Here is a 21903-nt window from a genome sequence, read left to right on the forward strand (position 1 = left end):
TTGCCGCAGCGCAAAGAAGCGGCCGAAATCGGCGACCTTTTGCCGTTCAACTACTCCAAGACAAATGCCCAATAAAGCTGGGTACCGCTAGCATCCGTGCGCGATTACCCCTGAAGAAGCCGTCAAGGCGCATCGAAAATCGCGCTTACATCTCAGGCGCTATGTGCCTGAAGATGATCAGTGGTTCAGAATTAGCTTAGAGCGCGCTTTAGGGAGCGCAAACTGGCTGCAAGGATACGGAAGCGAACCCGCTTTCAACGCATCCGGAACTGCACAGCTAAACGTTCTCTTCGATCGGCAAGACCTGAGCGTTCTCGAACAAATCAGGCTCTCGGTTGGCGATGACCCTATCAGCGAGCTCGTTGTAGTATCACCGTATTGGGATACTCAACTTGAAGGTTTGGCCCGACTGCAGGCAGTCCTTAAGAGTCCAAAAACACATCTGCTGATAGACCGAGAAAATGGGTTCCCGTCCGCCGCGCTCTCCAAGATCGCAGACGTTTCGCTTTTTGATATCAGCGAGAACGCAGCGAACCGCTTCTTACACGCCAAGCTGATCATCGCGCGTGGGAAAGCCTTCGATCACGTCATTTCAGGTAGTATGAATTGCACCTATCCGGCCCTGATGGGGCCAGTTGCCGGAGGCAATGCCGAGGCAGCAATTTATAAACGCAACTTTCCCGGCACGGCGCTTGGCCTGCTGGGCCTGAGTGATTATCGGCAAAACGCGCTAAGGATTGAGGAGGTTGCGAAGCTAGAGCTACCGCTCGCAGAGCAAGAAGCTGCCGAGGTGGCGGCTGATGGTGGCACACTGACCCTTCAATCTGGCGTCCTTAAATGGAAAGCGCCTCAGAACCTGCATGTCGGTGTAGAGCGGATAGAACTCTTCGATAAGCAGGGGAACTATCTTCCGAGCTTGGAGCCCCACGGCGAAAGCATCGCTGCTGCCGCCGTACTCTCTGAGTCAAAGCCGCGCTACGGAAAGACCGTCTTCTCAGGCGGATCTTTTTCTGCACCCATTGCTGTAGTGGATTTGGATACGCTTGCCCAATCAACGCTTCCGCCAAAGCGTGGCAAGAAAAAGCGTCTCTTCGATAAGCTTCTTGAGGCAGACGTCGAGGGGCTCGACATCTACGAGTGTCTTAGCGACCTCGAAGAAATCGAGGATGCCGTGCACGCGGGACAGCAGACTGATCTCGCGCGAGCGGCGCATGAAAAGGCCGACAGCGAGGCGAAAACATATCAGCCGCTAACCTACGATGACTTCATTAAGGCGCGAACTCGCTCGGAACTTAGTGGCAGCCGCTACGGAGTTTATCTTCACAGTTCTCGAGACCGAGCCGTGAACATGCTCAGCATTTGCCTGAACCGAATGATAGATCTCGTTGGCGTGGACCTTGCCGCGATTGAGGACCAGGCGATTGAGAATGAAAACAACATCGACTTGCGTTCGAGAGAGCCCATCTCGACCGAAGACGTGTGCAATATAGAAGAGCCTCTGGCTACAAGTCTTGAAAGCAAGGCGGATGCCGCCGCAAACCTTGCAACCGCTAAGAAGTTTCAAGATGCGGTGGATGCGTTCAGCAGGCGATGTAAGGCTCTGACAGGGCAAAGCATTACAACTTCTGAAATGGTCAGGGTGAGGGCGCTGTTGCAGATCATTTTGGCTCACGCGCAGCCTATCTCAGGAAAAGCTACTTCCTCCCAAATCCTGCCTATTTATAAGATCGACGGCCATGATTGGCCAAGACTTATAGGGCGTCTACTGCTGCTGCATTTCGGTTCAGCGACCAGGGCGCTGCAACACCTGACTGTCCAGCCGGATGAGGCGGAGCAACACCGCGTCATCGAGTACCTCGCTCTAGCGAACTGGGCTGGCCAGGCCGCGCTGCAGGCCGTGAAATCTGAGAAAAAGGCGGCCACTCTCGTGCAGCCTCTATTGCGTGTAACGGCCGACCTCGCGGTGCAGACGAAGGCAATATTGGCGGTCCTGTCGCAAGATCAGCTTTACTACGATCAAATTCAGGCTAAGCTCGCAGAGCGGTTTGCAGCTCGATTGGCCTTGGGGAAATCACCATGAGCGATATAGGCCATGACGAAGATTTCTGGGCCGCGCAGCCATTAAGCCGCGTCGTGCGCAGACGGCACTGATCATGAACCGCTCCGCTTTGGCGCCCTCGACCATTGCAAATGGCCAGCGCGACCTAACGCTTCGCGCTGCGACGGCGGCTTTCGGCGAGCGGCGAATTCGCGCTGACGACCGAACAGGGGGCGCAAAGAGGCGGGGCGCTTTATGGCCGCCTCGCCGCAAACCTGAGGTTGGAAAGCGGAAATTATTGCCGCTCGCCCGCCCGGTTGACTATGCCCAGATCTCTAGGGCACAAAGGTGGCATCCACGGTCGCTCGCGATGGGAAAACAGAGGGGATTTCCAGGCTTTTACACTAAGTCGTTGAAATCATGTAAAAATCCAAGCCTCTCCAGGCAAAAACAATTTGTGAGCGATTTTTTTGTCCAGATTGGCGGCTATCTCGCACACAGAAAAGCGGCGCCTTCTCAACTGCTTGGACGATGTTAACCGCAGTTCCTTAGGCCATTCTTCGTGTAGGGGTGGCTGGTAAATGCTGGCTAGGGATCTTTTCTGGCGCATCCCCAAAAAGGAGCGGCGAGCTACGGCAATGTCACGGCTAACATACTCAACGGCTCCAGTGTAACCGATCCGGAAGCAGACATTTAGTCGGGAACGACAAAAATCTCAAACGGGCTCAAACCTGAGCTGTTTTCCGAAGACAAGCTCTGGCACGACCGCCTCCCATACATCTCTGTGGAGGTGTACCCGGAACTCTTCTTGGTTGTCGGCCTTGCGCCAGCGTACGATCGCACCGACCTCGCCTCGGAGGAAGCTGAGACCCTCGGGAGGTGACCAGCTTTTGGCCATGCGTCCAAGCGCTTGCCCCCTTGAGTTCTGCATCATCCAAGCGGAGCCATCGTGCACGATCTTAATTGGGTCTCCGGCTTTTGCCTCCGAGATTGCGGTAAGCGAGGGGTGACCAGGGCCGAGGCGTCCGGCCCACGACAGGTCCACGGTCTTTAGATTCGGCACTTGGTATAGTGCAGCGTGAAAATCGGCGCCATCGGAGATGGCTGGCGCCGTGCGGCGCAACACATGCTCTTCGTCGCACGCGACGAATGGATGCTGTCCTTCGGCGATGATGGCTAGGCTACGTCGCGCTCTGGTCATGGCGACATAAAAAAGTCGGCGCGGCGCATCGGGATCCTCACCCTTAGAGGGCCTGTCCCAACCGCCATTCAGGATGACAACAGCGTCGAACTCCAGGCCTTTCGATCGATGCGCCGTCAGCAGCAGCAACGCGCGCTGATCCCCGCGCGCATCATGGGTCCACTCAGCGAACCACTCGACGAGGTCAGGTACGGGCATGGTTTTGTTCGCGAGCTCTTTGGCCAGCGCGGCGATGCCTTCGGCGATCAGGTCCGTCCAGCGGTTGGCCGGTATCGCGTTCAGCACATCCACCAGATCGCGGACGCCCAACAGGCGTGTAGTATCGCGGCGCAGGACGTCGATGAACTGCTGCATTTCGCGCAAACGCCAGATGCTGGGCAGGCTCTCATTTGCCATCTCCACCGGAATGCCCAGCGTTTCGGCATAGGCTCGCACCGGAGCCAAACGCCGCCAGTCGCGAGCAATGACCGCGGCGCGCGACCAACTCCACTCCGGATCAAGGTTCGATAGTCGCACGAGTTCATCGATCGCTGTTATCGCCTGTGCCACATCACCCGATGGGCAGTCCAGCACTTGCACACGCCCACGGGCCACCGGATCGAGCGCCTCCATCTCTCCGCCGGGCGGCGCCTTGCTGCGCTTGCGATCGATGGCGATGTCGTGGCCGGCCTTCATACGGGCGGCGGCTGGCGCGATGACTGCATTGGCCGCCGCAACGATGTGTCCAGTCGAGCGATAGTTCTCGACTAGGAACATCGGTCGAGCGCTATAGTCGACCTCGAACTGGCGGATGAAGCGGATGGATGCCCCGGCGAATGCGTAGATGTTCTGATCGTCGTCGCCCACCGCAAACAGGCTGAGCCGAAGCTCCTTATCGTCCAACGAGCGTCCCGCGACGGCGGAAATCAGCGCATACTCCTCCGGGCCAATGTCCTGATACTCGTCCACCAGAATCCAGCGATAGCCTTGAATCAGGGTATCACGTTGTGCCTCTGCCTCCGGTTTGCTCAGTCCTTCGCCGTTCAACTGGCGCACGGCTTCCAAAACGATCCCGTCGAAGTCGTGGGACGTCTCGCTCGCAGTTCCGGCAAAGCTCGCACCGACCAAACGCATCGCAAGCGCGTGGCAAGTGGATATGGTCACGGCAGCCGCATCATCGCCGATCAGGTGCCGCAGCCGGATACGTATCTCGGCGGCGGCATGGCGGTTGTAGGTCAGCACCAGGATGCCGCGGGGATCCTCGCGGCGAACACGGATCAGGTAGGCGATGCGATGCACCAGAACGCGCGTCTTGCCCGAACCCGGTCCGGCCAGGACGAGGACATTTGTCTGGTCCCGGTCGTCAGCGACAATCTCTTGTTGGACTGAATTCTTCAGCGCCTCGACGATCGTCTTCCAAGAGCTACCAGTAGTCTGACGCCGGATTTCCCCGCCCTTGCCGGGCATCCAGCGGCGCAGAAAGGCGTCGCCGTCTAGCACAAAGTAATCCTCGGACAGCCGCAGCGCCTGCTCCATCGCGGCCAGGCCCTTTTCTGCATAGGCCGCCATCACATGGGTCTGGATGGTCTGCTCCGTGTAGTGATCCTCCAGGGGTGTGAAATCCTTTACGGTGAACTGGCCGCCCGAAGGGTTCAAGTGAACCGTCATCGCCTGCCGGAAAATAGTCAGTCCCTTGCCGAGGGTCACAACCTCCTGCTCGTGCAGCCACAGGAGTGCGCGCTCCATCAGTCTTGTCATGTCCTGAATGCCGCTGCCGCGCAGCAGAGCGTCTCCTGTCAGGGTGGCGAGCAGGTCACCCATCGTGGTCTCGACCTGGAGGTCCTTGCCGCGGCTACCCTTCGGCAACTTGCCCAGAAGGTGCCCTAGCAATCGTTCTGCCCCCTGCTGCCGCAGGATTGCTGTCTGTTCCAACGCCTGCCAAGACCGTTGCAGCGTGACCATCAACGTGTTGCGCGAAGCCTTGCGCAGCCGCAGATTTCCCTTACCACCATCCTGATCGCGCCCGTCGCGGCCCATGCTACGCAAGAGCTTCTCCACGATGTCGGGCCGCACTGCGCTGTGCCCCTGATTGCGGAGCGCCTGGCAGGTTTCAGCCAGATGCAAGGGAATGTCTCCGGCGCCTTCAGCATCCGGGGCGGCCTCCCGCATCAGGGCAATCAGCGCCGTTTCAAGCCGCGCGGCCTGCGCCAGACGCTGCTGCGAATGACCATCCACCGCAACATGGACAAATATCGTGACCACAACGTCGTTGCGGGCGATCCCGAGCGCCTCAAGATCGGCCAGCGCCTTGTTCAGCATACCACCTGTGAATCCACTGATCCCGGCCAGCTCGTCGGTGGAAATGCCCTGATCGGGCGGCGCATTCATCAAATGGCGCGTGATATCCAGGAGCTGCTTGCGACGGGTGCCGGTGATCGCGGCCCTGGCCAAAATCGCCTCGGCTTCCTCCAGATTGCGGATCCTGAGCGATGAAGGGAAGACCTGAACCTTGTTCTCCTCGCGGCTCAGCAGCGTGGCTTCCTCCAGCCATGACACCGCGGTCTTCACCCTGGTGTCGTCGGTGTTGGTGTCGCGCTCGAATTCCTGATCGCGTTCAGCTCGCACGACTTCGCCCGACGTGGCAACGACTGTGCCGGTCTTTTTGGACCGCTCGTCAAGCCGCCGCAGGGCCTTCAGGATCGCGCCGATTTCGTGCCGGGCCAGACGCGAGCGTGCCGAAAGCGAAAACTGGCGCTCGACGTCCTCCTCAGTGAAGAGCAGCACGCAATTGGCATGGGCACGGTCACGGCCCGCTCGCCCCGCTTCCTGAAGATAGTTCTCCAGTGATCCGGGAATGTCGCCATGGACCACCAATCGGATATCGGGCTTGTCGATCCCCATGCCGAAAGCGTTGGTCGCAGCAATAATTCGCAGCTCGCCGACGCGAAATCGCTCCTGAATGTCACGCTTTTCCTCAGACGTCAGCCCGGCATGGAACCGTTCCGCGGACAGACCCTGCTGCTTGAGGAACTCGGCTACTCGCTGTGTCTCACTTCGGGTGGCGCAGTAGACCACGGCACCGGAAGCGCCCTCCTGTGGYAGCTTGGTCTCGATCACATCGAGGATGTCCGCCAACTTGGTGCCGCGCTGCGTTGCCCGGACCTCGAAACTGAGATTGGTGCGCACTGCGCCACCGTCCAGCAGCAAAAGTTCGCGTCCAAGCCGTGACTTGAAATGATCTCGTATGTCCCGCACCACTTCTGGCTTGGCGGTGGCAGTCAGGCAGAGCACCTGAGCGGGCGTTTCATCGCCAGAAGATTCCTTGATGAAGCGGCTAACATATCGGTAGTCAGGTCGGAAATCGTGGCCCCACTTCGACACGCAATGCGCTTCGTCCAACACCCAGAGTCCGATCTCGCGCTGTGCCAGGACCGATCTCACCGAGTTGCTGCGCAACTGCTCAGGTGAGATCAGCAGCATCGCAGCCTCTCCCATGCGGACACGATCCAGTGCATCCTGACGCTCGGGCATCGAAAGCATGCCATTAACGGTCACGGCAGAGGATATCCCTGCCCGTGCCATGCCCTGAACCTGATCGGCCATCAATGCGACCAGCGGCGAGATCACCACCGTCAGTGCGCCGGTCTTGTCGAACTTCGAGAGGGCGGGAATCTGATAGCAGACCGATTTGCCGGTGCCGGTCGGCAGAATGCCGAGAACACTTGCCCCGCGCATCGTCTCATCGACGATCCGCTCCTGGAGGGGGCGACCCATGTCATCGACGGGTTCGGCGCGGAAAGCATAGAACCCGAACCAGCGCGACAGCGCGCGCACCGGGTCGTTCCTCTCGCTACACCAGGTGCAATCCGGGCTTTTGCAATTGGCGTCGCGCAAGTACCGCACGATTAGGGAAGCCTCGCGGAACTGCGCCCGCACCCAGGGCGGCATGACGGAATCCCCGCCCGCGACCAGGATCCAGGACAAAGCATAGGCCATCGGCCAACCGAGCTGAGGATTAGAAAGGCGGTCCAGCGTCTGCTCAAGCCTTCTCTCGCAGGCGCGACCCACCAGAAGCCGGAAAATCGCTTCTTGTGCCGCAAGAGGATCGGGCGCGGGAGCCCCGCGAACCTCCCGAAACACTGCGTCGAACCCACCTGAATTCTCCATTCTCGTCGCAAGGAAATGAAAGGCTGCAACGGCATCGGGCTCGTCGGCGTTCTGCTGCGTCAAAGCCGCCAGTTGATTGCGCAGCACCTGAAACACCAGTCGCGCATCCAGTTCAGGATCGTTGACATGACCCGCCTGCAGACGCCCGTCATGGTAATGCTTGACCAGGTGATGATAGGGATTGCGCGGAAATGCGAGGGGATTGAGCCATAAAGTGTCTATCGGTGATCGCAGGACATTCGCCAGCCCAGGCCGCACGGCAAACAAATGAGGCAAGTCATGCCGAAGTATGTTGTGGCCGAGCAGATGCACGCCCTCGGTTGCTTCTGCCTCCAGGCGGTCGAGGGCTTTCACGAGATCGCGCTTTTTTGCCAAGATGGCGGGACGAGTATCATCTCGCACTGCTGCAAAAGCGAAGATGCTTGCGGTTGCAGGATCAACTTCCAAGTCGATCGAAACGCAACTCTGCAGCAGGAGTTGGAAAGGCTCAGCCATATGCATCAAGTTTTATTCACGTCATGAAACGATAAGCGATCATGATCGTGTGTTTGGCGAAAGGTCAACGTTCAAGTTGTAGCACACAAGAACTTTGCCGGATGGCCACGTGTACAAGTCAGTTCCGTAATGTGACCTGACAAAATCTGCGTTGAAGGCCCGAAGTCGCCGGGCGTGTTATGACCACCTGACCACAATCATCAGGCCCGCACGCGGAAATTATTGCCGCTCACCTAGCCCGTTGACTGATGCCCAAAGCCAGGGCACAAAGGTGGCATCCACGGTCGCTCGCGATGGGAAAACAGAGGGGATTTCAAGGACCTTCCATTAAGTCATTGGAATCACGTGAGAATCCAGGGTCCCTAGGCAAGTCGTTTTTTGACTGATTTTTTGATCCAAACTGGCTACTATCTCCGCACGGAAAAGTGAAGTCCGTTGGCTATCCGTCGTGCTCGAAGGCGGCTAGGAAAATTGGCTGGGGACCCCGTTTGGTATCTAGGGACATCCTTGTTTAACCGTGGCTTATTCTGCGGCCACTTTCCGGCCTTCCCACTCCTGTGGCGTCAGCGTCTTGACGTCGAACTGGTCGCGCGTACGGGTGTAGGTGTGGCCACCCATGCGGCCGACGGCGTCCATCATTTGCTGGTCGATGTGCAGATTTGACGCATTAATCGCGTCGCTGCGGACGAAGACGCCGACGACCTCGCCGAGGATGATCTCACGGGCGGGGCCGACTTGCAGAGTGGTGTGGCGGCGGCATTCCAAGGCTGCCGGCGCCGCAAGGATTCGCGGGCTGCGGACCATCTGTCCGGGCACGGTAGCGAGGCCCGCCTCCTCCATCTCATCAACCTCGGGGCCGAATTTGATGGCGCAGACCTCCATCTGGTCGACGAGGGCATTATCGCAGATGTGGACTGTGAACTCGCCAGTCTCCCGGATGTTGCGGGCGGTATCCTTGAAGCGCATGTCGGCGTAGTTCTCGACGCCGATGGCGACGATGGCCGGATCGTGGGTGAGCACATTGAAAAAGCTGAAGGGGCCGGCGTTCGGCTGGCCGTCCTTGTTGACGGTCGTCACCAGCGCGATCGGCCGCGGGATCACGGTGCCGATCAGGATCTTGTAGCGCTCGCGCTCGTTGAGGCTGGAAAAGTCGAAATGGGTATGATCGTACATATCAGGCCTCGGCTGCGATGCGGTGGGTTTCAAGCGGGGTGTGGCGGGAGAGGTTCTCGAAACCATCCTTGGTGACGACATACATGTCGCCGACATTGCACCCGGCCGACAGCGGTTCCAGCCATTGCGTATGAAGCACGAAGACCATGCCCTCTTCCATCCGGTCGTAATTGTGCGAGGAAATGTTGAAGCTGTTCTGCCCACCGGCCATGCCGACCGAGTGGCCGAGATTGGGGTTATGCGGCCCGTGGGTCGCCGGGTAGACATGCATCAGCTTGCGGCCCTGCGCCTCCCAGTCGATGTTCTTTACGTATTGGCGCGGGATGAGACGGGCGCTGCCGTCGTCCATCGGCGCCCAGTTGTAGGGCATTGTGCGGGCCTCGGGTGAGGCCAGCATGCCACGCTCGATCATCGGTTCGAAGGCCGCGTTGTTGACGTCACGCATCAGGGCGCCGGGGCGGATCAGCTTCTCGGCGCGCTTGACGCCTTCTGTGCAGGCGGCCAGCACTTCTTCCTGTCGCGTGGTGATTTCGCCGACCGCGATCATGCGCGCGGTCTGGGCCGTATAGCCGCGATAGGTGATGTTGGAAACATAGAGGTTGATCAGGTCACCCGGCCGGACGATATGGCCATAGGGCTTGCCGCAATGGGTGCCGAACTCGTTGATGCCGATCTGGTAGCCGTCGCCCGTCTCGCCGCCATAGGTGAGCTGCGCCTGCGTGAACGCGGCGTATATTTCATGGTCGATCACGCCGGGCTTGGCGACATGACAGGCCGCCTGCGTGGCGATGCTGATGAGCTGGGCTGCGGCGCGGAACATGGTGATCTCGCGCGGCGAGCGGACCTTCTGCATCCGGTCGAGAATGGCGTTGTCGGCGACGAATTTGGTCTTCGGCATCAATTCCTCGAGCGCCGCCCAGAAGGTCAGCGACGTCCGATCGCCGATGCGGCCGATCTGGGCCTTGGCGAGCCCCATGCCCGCCAGGAGTTCGGCACATTTCTCCGCCGTCTTGACGACGCTGTCGCCCGGACGGTCGGCATATTCGCGGCCGATCGGGCCGATCTGCCAGATGTCCTCGACCAGAACCGGCTCGCCGCCGGGTGGCAGTAGCACCGACTGGGTGAAGAAGGACAGAAGCGTCAACGGCTTGTCGCTGTCGGTCGGGATAATCAGCACACCCTCCCGCATCCAGTCGCAGATATAGCGCAGATAGTGATTGGAGGTATGGAACCAGCCGACGCCCCCAGTGTGGACGATTAGCGCATCGTGCCCGGCTTCCACAGCGTGACGGCGGATGCGGCGCAGGCGATCCTCGAACTCCTCGACCGGCAGCGGCAGAGGTGCATCGAAATCGAAGTCCGGCTGGAAATCGGCGAGCAGTGAACCGACGCGATAGGAGCCTGACTTGGTTGCGCTAGGGGTCATGGGTGTTTCCTTCCAGATTATTATTGGAGTTTGATCAGGCCTGCCGCGGCGCGAGAACGCGCCTTGCGACGAGCATGACGATCAGGGTGAGGCCTATGAGGATGCCCGAGATCGCGGCGACGCGAACGTCGAGCGACTCCTCGATCAGCGCGAACATCCGGAGCGGCAGGACCGTGGTCTTGGCATCCGCAAGGAAAAGCGAGATCGAGACATTGTCCAGCGACTGGATGAAGACGAGAAACGCGCCGGCGAGAATGCCCGGCATCAGCAGCGGCAGCGTCACCCGGCGAAGCGTGGTGAACCAGGATGCGCCCATGACGGTCGATGCTTCCGCGAGCGATGGATTGAGTCCTTGCGCGACGACGGAGGCCGCGCGGTACATCAGCGGACCGAAGACCACGACATGGCCGGCAACGGTCAGCCAGAGCGACGGCTGGAAGCCGATGAAATTGGCGACGATCAGCGCCGCCAGACCGTAGACGAGGCTGGGCAGGACGAGCGGCGACAGAAGCAGAGGCTCGATGGCGCCGACGGTGCCCTTGCGCATCCGGCTCATGCCGATGGTGGCCGGCACCGCGAAGAGCAGCGATCCCAGAACCGCAAGGCCTGCGATCTTCAGCGAGTTGAAGGCAGCCGCATGTTCCGTCGCCGAGCGAACGGGATCGAGCAGCGCCTCGTACCAGCGAAGCGAGAAGCCCTCGGGGGGATATTTCAAAGTCTGACCCGAGGTGAAGGACATCATCAGGGCGATGACGATCGGCGCCACAAGATAGATCACGGCGAAGGTGCCGAAACCGAAGACGAAGAACTTGTAGAGCAGGCCTGGGATGGGGTTTTCGCGTCTGTTAGCCATGGCCGACAAGTCTCCTGTGACGGGAAATCATGGTCATTGCAACGAGCAGGCAACCGGTGGACAGCAACAGCACGACGGCGATCGCCGATGCCAGCGGCCAGTCAAACAGCGTGCCGACCTCGCGATAGATCAGTTGCGGAACATAGACATTGCGCGCACCGCCGATGACGGCCTGCGTGACGAACGAACTGCTGGTGCTAGCGAAGACCAGAATCCAGCCTGCCAGCAGACCCGGCAGCATCAGCGGGATGAGCACCGTGACGAAGATGCGCCAGGGACCGGCACCGGACACCTGCGCCGCCTCGGTATATTGAACCGGCGTGCGGGACAGGATGGCGACGAGAGGCAGGATGATCAGCGGTAGATCGATCTGGCACATGGCCATGACGAGACCGAGTTCGGTGAACATCAATGATATAGGTCCGCCGATGAGTCCGAGCCCGAGCAGTGATTCACTGATCGGCCCCTGCCGTCCGAGGATGACGATCCAGGCGAAGGTGCGCACGACATTGCTGGTCAGCATCGGAATGAGCGTCAGGAAGATGATGACCTGACGCGCCGTCCTGCCACTGTGCCAGTAGAGAAGCGCTATCGGGACGCCGAGCAGCGTGGTGGCCGCAACGGTTAGCAGACCGAGCCGTGCCGTGTTGAGGAGGACGCGGAAATTGAACGCGTCCCCGAAGAATCGGCCATAATTAGCCAGCGTGGCCCCGTTCGGCCCAGTGAAGCTGAAACCGACGAGAACGGCGAGCGGCGTCGCAAAGAACGCCACCGACAGCAACAGCATCGGGATAACGTATGGAAAACCGCCCGCCTTCATCGTGTTGCCCTCAGCCGGCGACGAGAGCGTCGAACTGGCGGATCCAGTCCGCGCGGTTCTTGTTGATGGCAACCCAGTCCGGACAGACCATGTTGCCGAGCTGCTCGCGCGTCACATAGGCCTCGATTTCGGGGGTGAGCGCGACGTCCTTGTTGGTCGGGAACATCTCGGTCGGCGGTAGTTTCAGTTTGTCCTGCGCGGTCTTGGAGATGGCGGCGTCCATATAGGCATAGGCCGCATCAAGGTTCTTCGCGCCCTTGGTCAGGTGGATGTTGACAGGGGCTGCCGGCGCGCCGCTTTCCGGTGCGACATACTCAGCCTTGAGGCCCATCGACTTCAGTCGAGCGACGTTGCCGGTCGAGCACATGAAGACCGCGATTTCGCCCTGCTGGAACAGCGTCATTTGGTGATTGGTGCTGTCGACCACGCCCTTCAGTTGATCCGGATGCTCCTTGAACAGCTTGAAGACCGCATCCATGTCGTTCGGGCCGGTGCCAAAGATCTTCGCCATCTCCGTATAAGCCATAACGGCCGTGTTCGAGCCGAAGCCGGTCCAGGAGACAAGGCCGCTATAGGCCGGGTTTTCGAACAGGTCACGATAGCCCTTCGGGCGCGGCACGAGGTCGGGATTGTAGGCAATGCCGTTGACCTCGATGGTCACGGTGGGGCCGTATTCCCCCTGGAAGGCAGGATCCAGCATGTTCCAGTTCTTTAGACGGCTTGGATCGATCTTCTGGATGATGTCGTTCTCGATGGCGACTGCCACCTGGCCCGGCGACATCAGCAGCGTGTCGTAAGGCGGGTTGCCGGGGCTCGCCATGACCTTGGCGAGCTGATCCTGCGCCATCGACGGGGCGATGGTCAGGCCATAGCCGGCCTCCTTGACAAGCGGGCCCAGAACGCTGCGATAGCCATCTTCCCAGTTGCCAGGAAAGGTCGCGGCGATTGCGGTTTCGCCCGCTGCAGCACGAGCCGCGTAGGGCATTGCGGAGGCTGCGGCGACGCCGGCAGCGAGAAGGCCGAAATAGCGGCGTGTCATGTTGAAGTCGTTCATGCTGTCACCTCTGTTGGTTGTTGTTGATGTCATTCCGTTGTTGGCATTCACTGGATGCTTTCCGGTTCGGCCGGAAATGCGTGACACCTGCGGGTGTCGATCTCTGCGAAAAGCTGGGCCCCGATTTCAGGGATTGCCGTACTGGGACCGCGAACCTCGGAGGCGCGCAGGCCTGTGCCGTCGCGAAGAACGAGGTCGTGGATCAGCGTCGGGCCGAGCGGCACGGAAACAGTGACGCGCGCGGCGAGCGCATTCACGCCCGGCTGCGTCATCAGGCGGACCTCTTCGGGCCGGAAGGTGATGGTGACATCCGAGCCCGTGGTGAAGCTCAGGCGGCGCGGCAGGACGAGGCGTTCGCCGCTCTTCAGGGCGATGACCGTGCTGCCTTCGCCCAGTTCGGCAACGGCCCCCTGGAGAACGTTGGTCTGGCCGATGAAGGTGTTGACGAACAGGGTCCTCGGTCGGTCGTAGACGGCCATCGGTGTGTCGATCTGCTCGACATTGCCCTTGTTCATCAGCACCAGGCGGCTGGCAAGGCTCTGCGCCTCCTCCTGGTCGTGGGTGACGATCAGGGTGGTGATTCCGAGCGTCTTCTGCAGATGAAGGAGCTCGACCTGCAGGTCGAAGCGCAGTGCCCGGTCAAGCGCGCCGAAGGGTTCGTCGAGAAGCAGCAGCGACGGGCGGCCCGCGAGGGCGCGAGCAACGGCGACACGCTGCTGCTGGCCTCCGGAGAGTTCGCGCGGCAGGCGGTTGCCATAGCCGTCGAGCCGGACAAGCGCGAGCATTTCGGCTATGCGTGCGTTTCGCTCGGCGCGCGGCACTTTTTGGCAAGCGAGCGGATAGGCGATGTTTTCTGCGACGGTCAGATGCGGGAAGAGCGCGTAATTCTGGAAGACCATGCCGATACCGCGCGCACGGGCGGAGACATTGGCGAGGTCGTCGTCGCCGAGCACGATCCTGCCCGCTTTCGGCTGGATGAGGCCTGCGATCGCCCTCAGCACCGTCGACTTGCCACAGCCGCTCGGTCCCAGAAGTGCGACGATCTCGCCGGCCTCGACATCGAAGGAAATGTCGTTGACGGCATTCTGCCCGCCATAGCTATGGGTAACGCCCCGAACACTGAGCTGCTTGCGATCGGCAGTCTTTGCGATGTCCAGCATATGGCTTCCCTAATCTCGCGTGGTGGCAACGAGCGCTCCAACACCGGAGCACGTTCATGAAAAGAGAGTTGCAAGGGCCGTGCCAGATTCAGAGACCGCAAAGCGACACAGTTTCAAGTGCCTGATTATAAGTCGATTTTTATGATTTATGAGGTTTCGAAACTTTATTATTATAAAGTTCCGCCATTTATTTCGGAATGTTATGTGTCTAAAGTTTTGCCATGCAGGTTCGATGTCGTGCAGAATTCTGCACATTTATCGACCGGATATCTGCAGCGTCTGGCGAGAAACAGGCAATTTCGCCGGCCACTAGCCATCATGAAAAGAATAGGAATAAGGGAAAAGACGAGACTTAAGGCAGTTTCGCTCAGTAAATCGACGCAAGGGCGACTTTTTAATCACTCTTATTGCGAATAATTATGCGAAATAATATTCGAAACTTTATTCGGACCAATGCGGAGGAAATTTAGCCGTTCATATTCAATTGCTTGATGCCTCGAAAACAAAACTGGCACGGTGATTGCTTGGGTATTCCTGAAAATTCACGCACAGCAAAAATCGAAAAAAAGGGGATCCCATGAAAAACGTGCAGACAGTTCTGAAGACCGGCATCGCCACGGCACTCATCACCCTCATGTCACTTTCCGCCCATGCAGCGGAGAGCGCGGCCGAGAAGATGGAAGCGGCTGACGTCAGCAAGCTCCCAGGCGTGGTGCTGACCCAAAAGCTGGCGGATGGTCTTCCCGCGTCCATCAAGGCATCAGGTGTTCTGAAGGTCGCGACGGATCTGACGCCGCCGATCAGCTTCCACGGTGACGACGGCAAGCTTGTCGGCATCGACGCCGATATCGCCGCGGCCCTCGGCGTCATCCTCGGGCTCAATGTCCAGATGACGGATGTCGGCGCCGGCGCCGCCATCGTTCCCGCAATCCTCTCCAAGCGCTTCGATATGACGATTTCCGGCATCAACGACGATGTCGAGCTGGAGAAGCAGGTCGATGTCATCGACTACATGTATGACGCCACCACAATCATGACGATCAAGGACAACCCGCTCGGCATCAAGAGCATGGAAGACCTCTGCGGCAAGAAGGTTGCGGTTCCGGTCGGCACCTTCCAGGGCAAGATGGTCGAGGCCGCCTCGGCAAAGTGCAAGACACCGATCGACATCATGGCGATCCCGAAGATGCCTGACGTGCTGCAGGCCGTGCGTACCGGCCGCGCCGACGCCACCGTCAACGGCTATGCGACCAGCGTCTACACGACCGAACACCAGACCGGCAACGGCAAGGGCCTGCAGGCGCTTCCGGAAATCCGTCTCGCCGTCGGCTACCTCGGCATGCTGATATCGAAGGACAATCCGGAACTCCGCGACACCGTCGTCGCCGCCCTGCAGCAGATGGTCGACAGCGGCGCCTACGAGACGATCATGAAGAAGTGGAGCCTCGGCGCGCTCGCCGTCAAGACCGTCAAGGTCAACGACGCCGCCAGCATGCCCGCGGAGTGAACCCCATGGCACTGTTCACCACGCCGACAACGACAATGAGCCTGCCGCCACCGGCCATGCGGTCGATCAAGTGGGGACAGTTCGCAACGGCTGCCAGCGCGATCCTCGCGCTGGTGCTTCTCGCAGCCACCGTGGCACAGAGCCAGAGCGTGCAATGGTCGGAGATTCCGCGCTATCTCGTGAATCCCTCGATCTTGCGCGGCGTCCTGCTGACGCTGGAACTGACGGCCGGCGCCATGGTCTTCGGCATCGCCCTCGGCTGCCTTCTCGCCGTGATGGCAACATCGACGAACATCGTTCTGAAGGCGATTGCCGCAGGCTTCGTCTGGTGGTTTCGCGGCGTGCCGCTGATCGTCCAGATCTTCCTCTGGTTCAATATCGCGCTCTTCATTCCGCAGGTCGGGATGGGACACTACAGCATCTCGATCAACGACCTCGTCACGCCGGCGCTCGCGGGCTTCCTGGCGCTCGGTCTGCACGAGGCCGCTAACATGTCGGAGATCATTCGCAGCGGCCTGCTTGCGATCGACCGTGGACAGCGGGAAGCGGCGACAGCACTTGGACTGAAGCCCCGGCAGACATTCCGCACCGTCATCCTGCCACAGGCGGCGCGCCTTATCGTGCCCCCGACTGGCAACCAGGCGATCGGCATGCTGAAAGCCAGCGCCATCGTCTCCGTCATCGGCATGCAGGACTTGCTGACGCAAGCGCAGGTTATCTACGCCCGCAACTTCCTGGTGATCGAGCTGCTGTTCGTCGCCTCCATCTGGTACCTCGCGATCACCACGGTGGCGTCGATCGGCCAGCATTATCTCGAAAAGAGCCTCCAACCGAAATACCGCAGGGGCGCTGACGGATCCCGCACCGCGAAACGCGCCTGAGGGCCAACCAATAACCGAGGGCCTCGCCGAAGCAGCGAGGCCTCTCAGGAAACGACAAGGAGCACATCGTGAAGCTTGGCATAGACAACATCAAACTGCCGGAATCGAAGAAGCGCGGCCCACTCGGCAGCCTCCACCACGTCAAGGAGCTCGGCCTTTCAGGCATCTTCTTCTCCACTGCGCTGGACATGAGCCCGACGCTCGACTTGGGTGAGCTGCGCGACATCAGGGCGAAGGCAGATGAGCTCGGCCTTTACCTCGAAAGCGGGGTTGGCAAGATCAATCCCTATTGCAGCGCCGAGGAGCCAGCCCTTCGCGCTGTCGGCGACGGCGACATCATTGCCGGCTTCACGCGGATGATCGAGGCGAGCGCCGCTATCGGCTGCTTCGAGCTTTGGGTCGCGCCGGGCAATTTTAAGTCCGAGTATCGCGGCCGTCTCGCCAATGACCGCTTCCGTACCGACATCACCTGGGAAGACCAGTTGATCGGCATCGAGAAGGTGCTCCACAAGCTTGCGCCCGTTGCCCGTGCGCATGGCGCGCATCTGAACATCGAGACCCATGACGAGATCACCTCCTTCGAAATCCTGCGGCTGATCGAGAAGGTCGGCGCCGATTGCGTCGGCGCGGTCTTCGACACCGCCAATGGCCTGCAGCGCGCCGAGCATCCGGTCTTTGCGGCCAAGCGCCTAGCCCCCTTCGTCCGCCAGACGCATATCAAGGACGCCTATGTCGGCCACGCGCCCGGCGGCCTCGACTTCCAGACCCGCCCCGTCGGCGGCGGTATCGTCGATTTCGAGACGATCCTGCCAATCCTTGCCGAAACAAACCCCACGCTCAACCTCTCGCTGGAGGTGGCGGCTTCCGTCGCCGACAAACCGCGCAAGGCAAACCCGCGCCAGTGCATCCAGATCGACGATCCCATCTGGCGCGCGGGCCATCCCGACCTCACAGCCGAAGAGCTCGACGCTTACATGGCGCTGGTGGATGCCTACGAACAGCGTGTGGCATCCGGCGAGGTCCCGAACTGGGAGGCCTATGAAGCCAGCCAGTACGGCTATCCAAGCTACGAACACCAGTCCTACGGCTTCAATGAAGCAATCGTGTTCATCAAGCAGTCGGCACGTCACATCGAGACGATCTGCAAAGACAAAGGCATCGCGCTGAATTCGGCAACAGCGGACAAGAAGGCAGCCTGATCGGCTGAAATGACGGCGGCTTCGGCCGCCCGATATCATCAGCTTATGGTGGAAACATCAAATTGCGCACAAACATTCTTATGGAAAAAATTACGGCGCACCGATATCGGATATGTCACGACTTCCGGTGTGAACCGGCGGCGGCTGCAGAACCCGGAGAGGAATGATGAAGAAGACGCGTCGTCAAAGCCTGAAACCGTCCACAACCTCCAACGGGGCGACGGACACCGTTGACAACGACGACGTTTCCGAACGCATCCGCAACACGCTGGCGGCGGCGATCGGCGAAGGCGCGCTCAAGCCGGGGACCAAGATTCTCGAAGAAGCGATTGCCGAGCATTTCGGGGTCAGCCGAACCGTCGTTCGCGGTGCGCTTGGCGTGCTGGAAAGCGACCACCTTCTCGAACGCAAGAAAAACCGCGGCACCTTCGTCGCCGAGCCGAGCATCGAGCAAGCCAAGAGCTTGTTCGAGGCGCGGCGGAAGCTGGAGCGACTGCTTCTCGAACTCGTCATCATGCGCGCGACCTCGGAGCAACTTGATGCGCTGGAGAGGCTGACGGACGAGGAGGAACACATCCACCATCACGGCGACGAAAAGTCGAAAACGGTACTATCAGGAAAGTTCCACATCGTCCTCGCCGATCTCGCAGGCAATCCCGTGCTGACGGAAATGCTCTCCAAAATCGTCGCCCGCCTCWCCCTCGTCATGTCGCTCTACGAAGAAGACCGCAAGGACGACTGTGGTGCCGACCATCACCGTATGATCGTTACAGCGCTGAAGGCAAAGGATCTCACCAAGGCACAGGATCTAATGGATCATCATCTGGCGGACATCGAGGGGCGGGTGCGGCTGACCGAGGGACATGGTGATCGGCACACGTTCCTCGCAGTACTGGAGAACTTTTCCTGAGTCACTCCAACGAGGTCAGCAGCGGAAATAATTGCCGCTGGGTCCTCCTGTTGACTGAGGCCCAAAGCCAGGGCACAAAGGTGGCGTCCACGGTCGCTCGCGATTGGAAAACAGAGGGAATTTCAAGGCAATTTCGCTAAGTCATTGAAATCATGTGAGAATCCAGGGTCCCCAGGCAAGTCGTTTTTGACTGATTTTTCGATCCAAACTGGCTACTATCTCCCGCACGGAAAAGTGACGTCTTCTCAATAAGTTGGGCGATCTCCGCCGCAGTTCCGTTGGCTATCCGTCGTGTTCGAAGACGGCTAGGAAATTGGCTGGGGACCTTGGTATCCGGTCGGCACCTGAAATTCGCTCAACTCAATTTGATCCACGCTGCCGAAGAGCGTCCACAATTACCGCCATGGCAGGCGACATCTGACGTCTGCTGGGATAGTAGAGATGGTAGCCGGTGAATGGGTGGCTCCAGTCATCTAAGACAGCTTGCAAACGGCCATCGGCAATATGCTCCTCCACAAGGTTGTCAGGAACGTAGGCGATGCCGAAGCCTGAGACCGCGGCCTCTAGCTGCGAAATCGAGGAGTTGAAACTTAACTGGCCATCCACCCTCACCCGCAGTTCCCGGCCGTCTTTTTCGAACTCCCACGCGTAGAAGCCGCCGAGCGTCGCCTGACGCATGTTGATGCAGACGTGACCCACTAGATCCTGAGGCGCCTGAGGACGCCCGCGTCTGGCGAAGTATTTTGGTGAAGCGACTGCGCGGAGCCGCCAATCAGGACCGATCCGGACGGCGATCATATCCTTGTCGACGTTTTCCCCAAGGCGAACGCCGGCATCGAAGCGTTCTTCCACGATGTTGCGCATTCCATTGTCGGCGTAGAGCTCCACCTTGACGTCGGGATATTTGTCGAGAACGACAGATAACTTTGGCCATACGGTTGTCTGCAGAGCATGATCGGACAAGGTCAACCTGACGGTGCCGGAGGGCTTCTCGCGGAATGCGACCAGATCTCCAAGATCCGCTTCAATGCCTTCAAACCGAGGTAAGATCGATCTGAACAGGCGTTCTCCAGCGTCCGTCGTCGCGACGCTGCGGGTCGTTCTTGTAAGAAGACGGACGCCGAGGCGGGCCTCCAACTGCTTGATTGTATGACTGAGGGTAGACTGAGACGTCGCAAGGTTTGCGGCTGCCTTGGTGAAGCTCCCTTCCTTCGCGACCTCCAGGAACCACAACAAGTCCTTCATGTCCTCGCGTTGCATCTGCGCATCCTATTCATGTTGAAAATCGATAGGTCCATGCGGATTGGTCCGTCTAATCCGAAAAGTAGATGAGGACTATCTTCAGCGCAACGTTGAACAGTGAAGGTCCAGGACAAAGCCATGACGCTCACCTTAGACAACATCGAACGGAAACCGTCGGCATGGGGGGCCGTTCTATCCATGACCCTGTGCGTGTTCGTGCTGATCGCGTCGGAGTTCATGCCAGTCAGCCTGCTGACCCCTATCGCTCTCGACCTAGGCGTTTCGGAAGGAAATACGGGTCAGGCGATTTCGATCTCCGGGATCTTCGCGGTGATAACGAGCCTGTCCATCGCCACCCTGGCAGGTCGACTTGACCGGCGCCTGCTCGTGCTGGCCTTGACCGCGCTACTGATGTTGTCCGGCATCCTCGTCACCATCGCACCGTCCTACTCGGTCCTGATGCTCGGCCGAGCGCTGCTCGGCATCTCGATCGGCGGCTTCTGGTCGATGTCGACGTCGATCGTGATGCGCCTCGTCGACAGGGATCAGGTACCAAAGGCGCTCGCGCTGCTGAACGCCGGCAATGCCATCGCCGCGACGATTTCGGCTCCGCTTGGCAGCCTTCTCGGCGCCTACATCGGCTGGCGCGGCGCCTTCTTCCTTGTCGTACCGATCGCGCTGCTCGCTCTTATCTGGCAGTGGATAAGCCTGCCCAGCCTTTCGCCACGCGGAGAAGCATCAGGAAACGTGTTCCGGCTTCTTGGACGGCTACCCGTCGCGCTCGGCATGGCGGCGATCCTTCTCCTGTTTATGGGTCAGTTCGCGCTCTTCACCTATCTGAGGCCGTTCCTGGAAACGGTCACCAGACTGGACATCGAAACCCTTTCCATCGCCCTTCTGGTGATGGGTCTGGCCGGAGCGGTCGGCACATGGGTCATCGGAAAGCTTCTATCCCGCCGACTGTTCATCATTCTCGTCGCCATTCCGCTGCTGATGGCCTGCATCGCTGTCGCGATGATCGGTTTTGGCGAGATGAAACTCGCCGTGATCCTGTCCCTGATAGGATGGGGTTTCCTCGGAACCGCCGCTCCGGTCGGCTGGGGCACATGGTTGAGCCGGGCACTTCCCAACGACGCGGAAGCGGGCGGCGGCCTGCAGGTGGCCGTTATCCAGCTTGCGATCACGGCTGGCGCATCCCTCGGCGGCCTGCTCTTCGACACGCTCGGCTGGCGCTCGACTTTCACGCTCGCCGCCGTGCTGCTGCTCGGCTCGTCGATTATGTCCATTGCCACATGGCGTGCCATCAGGAGGTCCCGATGAGCGTGTCGCGCATAGGTTCGACCCGCCGCGGCCTTCTCGTCTCGGCGGCGGCAGCCGCAATCTTACCGACAAGAGTGTTCAGCCAAAACGGCCCTAACGATCAGGAGCGCACCGACGTGAAGATCAGATTGATATTCGACACGCACACGATGACCGCGACCCTCTACGACAACCCGTCGGCACGCGACTTCGTTTCGATGCTGCCACTGCAGTTGGAGATCGACGACTTCGGCTCCAACGAGAAGATCGCCTACTTGCCCCGCAAACTGACGGTGGACGGGCACGGGTCGTTCTCGAACGAGCGGCCTTACGACCTCTGCTACTACATGCCCTGGGGCAATCTGGCGATGTTCTACGCCGACTACAAGCATCCGGGCCTCGTGCGCCTCGGCCGCTTCGACGAGGGCTACGAGGCGCTGCACGTCCGGGGGAAATTCCCGCTGCGCATCGAACGCATCCAGTAAGACAAAACTTCTAT

At 59.8% G+C, this 21903-nt stretch carries 15 protein-coding genes; 7 read left to right on the top strand and 8 right to left on the bottom strand.

The window, feature by feature from the left end:
- Window positions 1-163: 163 nt before the first annotated feature.
- Window positions 164-2080: a phospholipase D family protein gene (locus AC1DF8_RS28905; RefSeq protein WP_478155972.1), complete on the top strand. Its 1917-nt coding sequence runs from the start codon at window positions 164-166 to the stop codon at window positions 2078-2080.
- Between the two features lie 673 nt (window positions 2081-2753).
- Here AC1DF8_RS28905 and AC1DF8_RS28910 read toward each other — a convergent pair.
- The 7 genes from AC1DF8_RS28910 to AC1DF8_RS28940 form a co-directional block, all read right to left on the bottom strand.
- Complete coding sequence (locus AC1DF8_RS28910) at window positions 2754-7880, bottom strand: RecQ family ATP-dependent DNA helicase (protein WP_478156062.1); 5127 nt, start codon at window positions 7878-7880, stop codon at window positions 2754-2756.
- Between the two features lie 522 nt (window positions 7881-8402).
- Window positions 8403-9053 carry a flavin reductase family protein gene (locus AC1DF8_RS28915; protein ID WP_171430976.1) on the bottom strand — a complete coding sequence of 217 codons (651 nt, stop codon included), beginning with the start codon at window positions 9051-9053 and terminating at the stop codon, window positions 8403-8405.
- 1 nt (window position 9054) lies between these two features.
- On the bottom strand, window positions 9055-10479 hold the full coding sequence (locus AC1DF8_RS28920; RefSeq protein WP_478155974.1) for a M24 family metallopeptidase: 1425 nt from the start codon (window positions 10477-10479) through the stop codon (window positions 9055-9057).
- Window positions 10480-10513: 34 nt separating this feature from the next.
- Window positions 10514-11332, bottom strand: coding sequence for an ABC transporter permease (locus tag AC1DF8_RS28925; RefSeq protein WP_478155977.1), 819 nt, complete (start codon window positions 11330-11332; stop codon window positions 10514-10516).
- Window positions 11325-12152: an ABC transporter permease gene (locus AC1DF8_RS28930; protein ID WP_478155979.1), complete on the bottom strand. Its 828-nt coding sequence runs from the start codon at window positions 12150-12152 to the stop codon at window positions 11325-11327. Before AC1DF8_RS28930 ends, AC1DF8_RS28925 begins: the two co-directional genes overlap by 8 nt.
- Window positions 12153-12162: 10 nt before the next feature.
- Complete coding sequence (locus tag AC1DF8_RS28935) at window positions 12163-13206, bottom strand: ABC transporter substrate-binding protein (RefSeq protein ID WP_478155981.1); 1044 nt, start codon at window positions 13204-13206, stop codon at window positions 12163-12165.
- A 47-nt stretch (window positions 13207-13253) separates the two neighbouring features.
- The gene (locus tag AC1DF8_RS28940; protein ID WP_478155983.1) at window positions 13254-14366 is read right to left on the bottom strand and encodes an ABC transporter ATP-binding protein; all 1113 of its coding nucleotides are present in this window, start codon (window positions 14364-14366) and stop codon (window positions 13254-13256) included.
- A 577-nt stretch (window positions 14367-14943) separates the two neighbouring features.
- On the opposite strand from AC1DF8_RS28940, the gene AC1DF8_RS28945 reads away from it, so the two are divergent.
- The 4 genes from AC1DF8_RS28945 to AC1DF8_RS28960 all read left to right on the top strand — a co-directional run bounded on the left by AC1DF8_RS28945 (window position 14944) and on the right by AC1DF8_RS28960 (window position 18863).
- Window positions 14944-15873, top strand: a complete 930-nt coding sequence (locus AC1DF8_RS28945) for an ABC transporter substrate-binding protein (RefSeq protein WP_478155985.1) — start codon at window positions 14944-14946, stop codon at window positions 15871-15873.
- 5 nt (window positions 15874-15878) lie between these two features.
- Complete coding sequence (locus AC1DF8_RS28950; RefSeq protein WP_478155987.1) at window positions 15879-16754, top strand: amino acid ABC transporter permease; 876 nt, start codon at window positions 15879-15881, stop codon at window positions 16752-16754.
- 68 nt (window positions 16755-16822) lie between these two features.
- A complete protein-coding gene (locus AC1DF8_RS28955) occupies window positions 16823-17953 on the top strand; it encodes a sugar phosphate isomerase/epimerase family protein (RefSeq protein ID WP_478155989.1) in 1131 nt (376 codons plus the stop codon).
- A gap of 166 nt (window positions 17954-18119) precedes the next feature.
- On the top strand, window positions 18120-18863 hold the full coding sequence (locus AC1DF8_RS28960; protein WP_478155991.1) for a GntR family transcriptional regulator: 744 nt from the start codon (window positions 18120-18122) through the stop codon (window positions 18861-18863).
- A 360-nt stretch (window positions 18864-19223) separates the two neighbouring features.
- On the opposite strand, the gene AC1DF8_RS28965 is transcribed toward AC1DF8_RS28960, so the two are convergent.
- Window positions 19224-20123 (bottom strand): LysR family transcriptional regulator, encoded by a 900-nt coding sequence (locus AC1DF8_RS28965; RefSeq protein WP_165132759.1) that lies wholly within the window; start codon window positions 20121-20123, stop codon window positions 19224-19226.
- A 120-nt stretch (window positions 20124-20243) separates the two neighbouring features.
- Here AC1DF8_RS28965 and AC1DF8_RS28970 point away from each other — a divergent pair, with 120 nt between their 5' ends.
- Together AC1DF8_RS28970 and AC1DF8_RS28975 are read left to right on the top strand one after the other, a co-directional pair.
- Window positions 20244-21425: an MFS transporter gene (locus AC1DF8_RS28970; RefSeq protein WP_478155994.1), complete on the top strand. Its 1182-nt coding sequence runs from the start codon at window positions 20244-20246 to the stop codon at window positions 21423-21425.
- On the top strand, window positions 21422-21889 hold the full coding sequence (locus tag AC1DF8_RS28975; RefSeq protein ID WP_478155996.1) for a cyclophilin-like fold protein: 468 nt from the start codon (window positions 21422-21424) through the stop codon (window positions 21887-21889). Before AC1DF8_RS28970 ends, AC1DF8_RS28975 begins: the two co-directional genes overlap by 4 nt.
- Window positions 21890-21903 lie beyond the last annotated feature (14 nt).

The organism is Rhizobium sp. 05N49, from assembly GCF_056396805.1.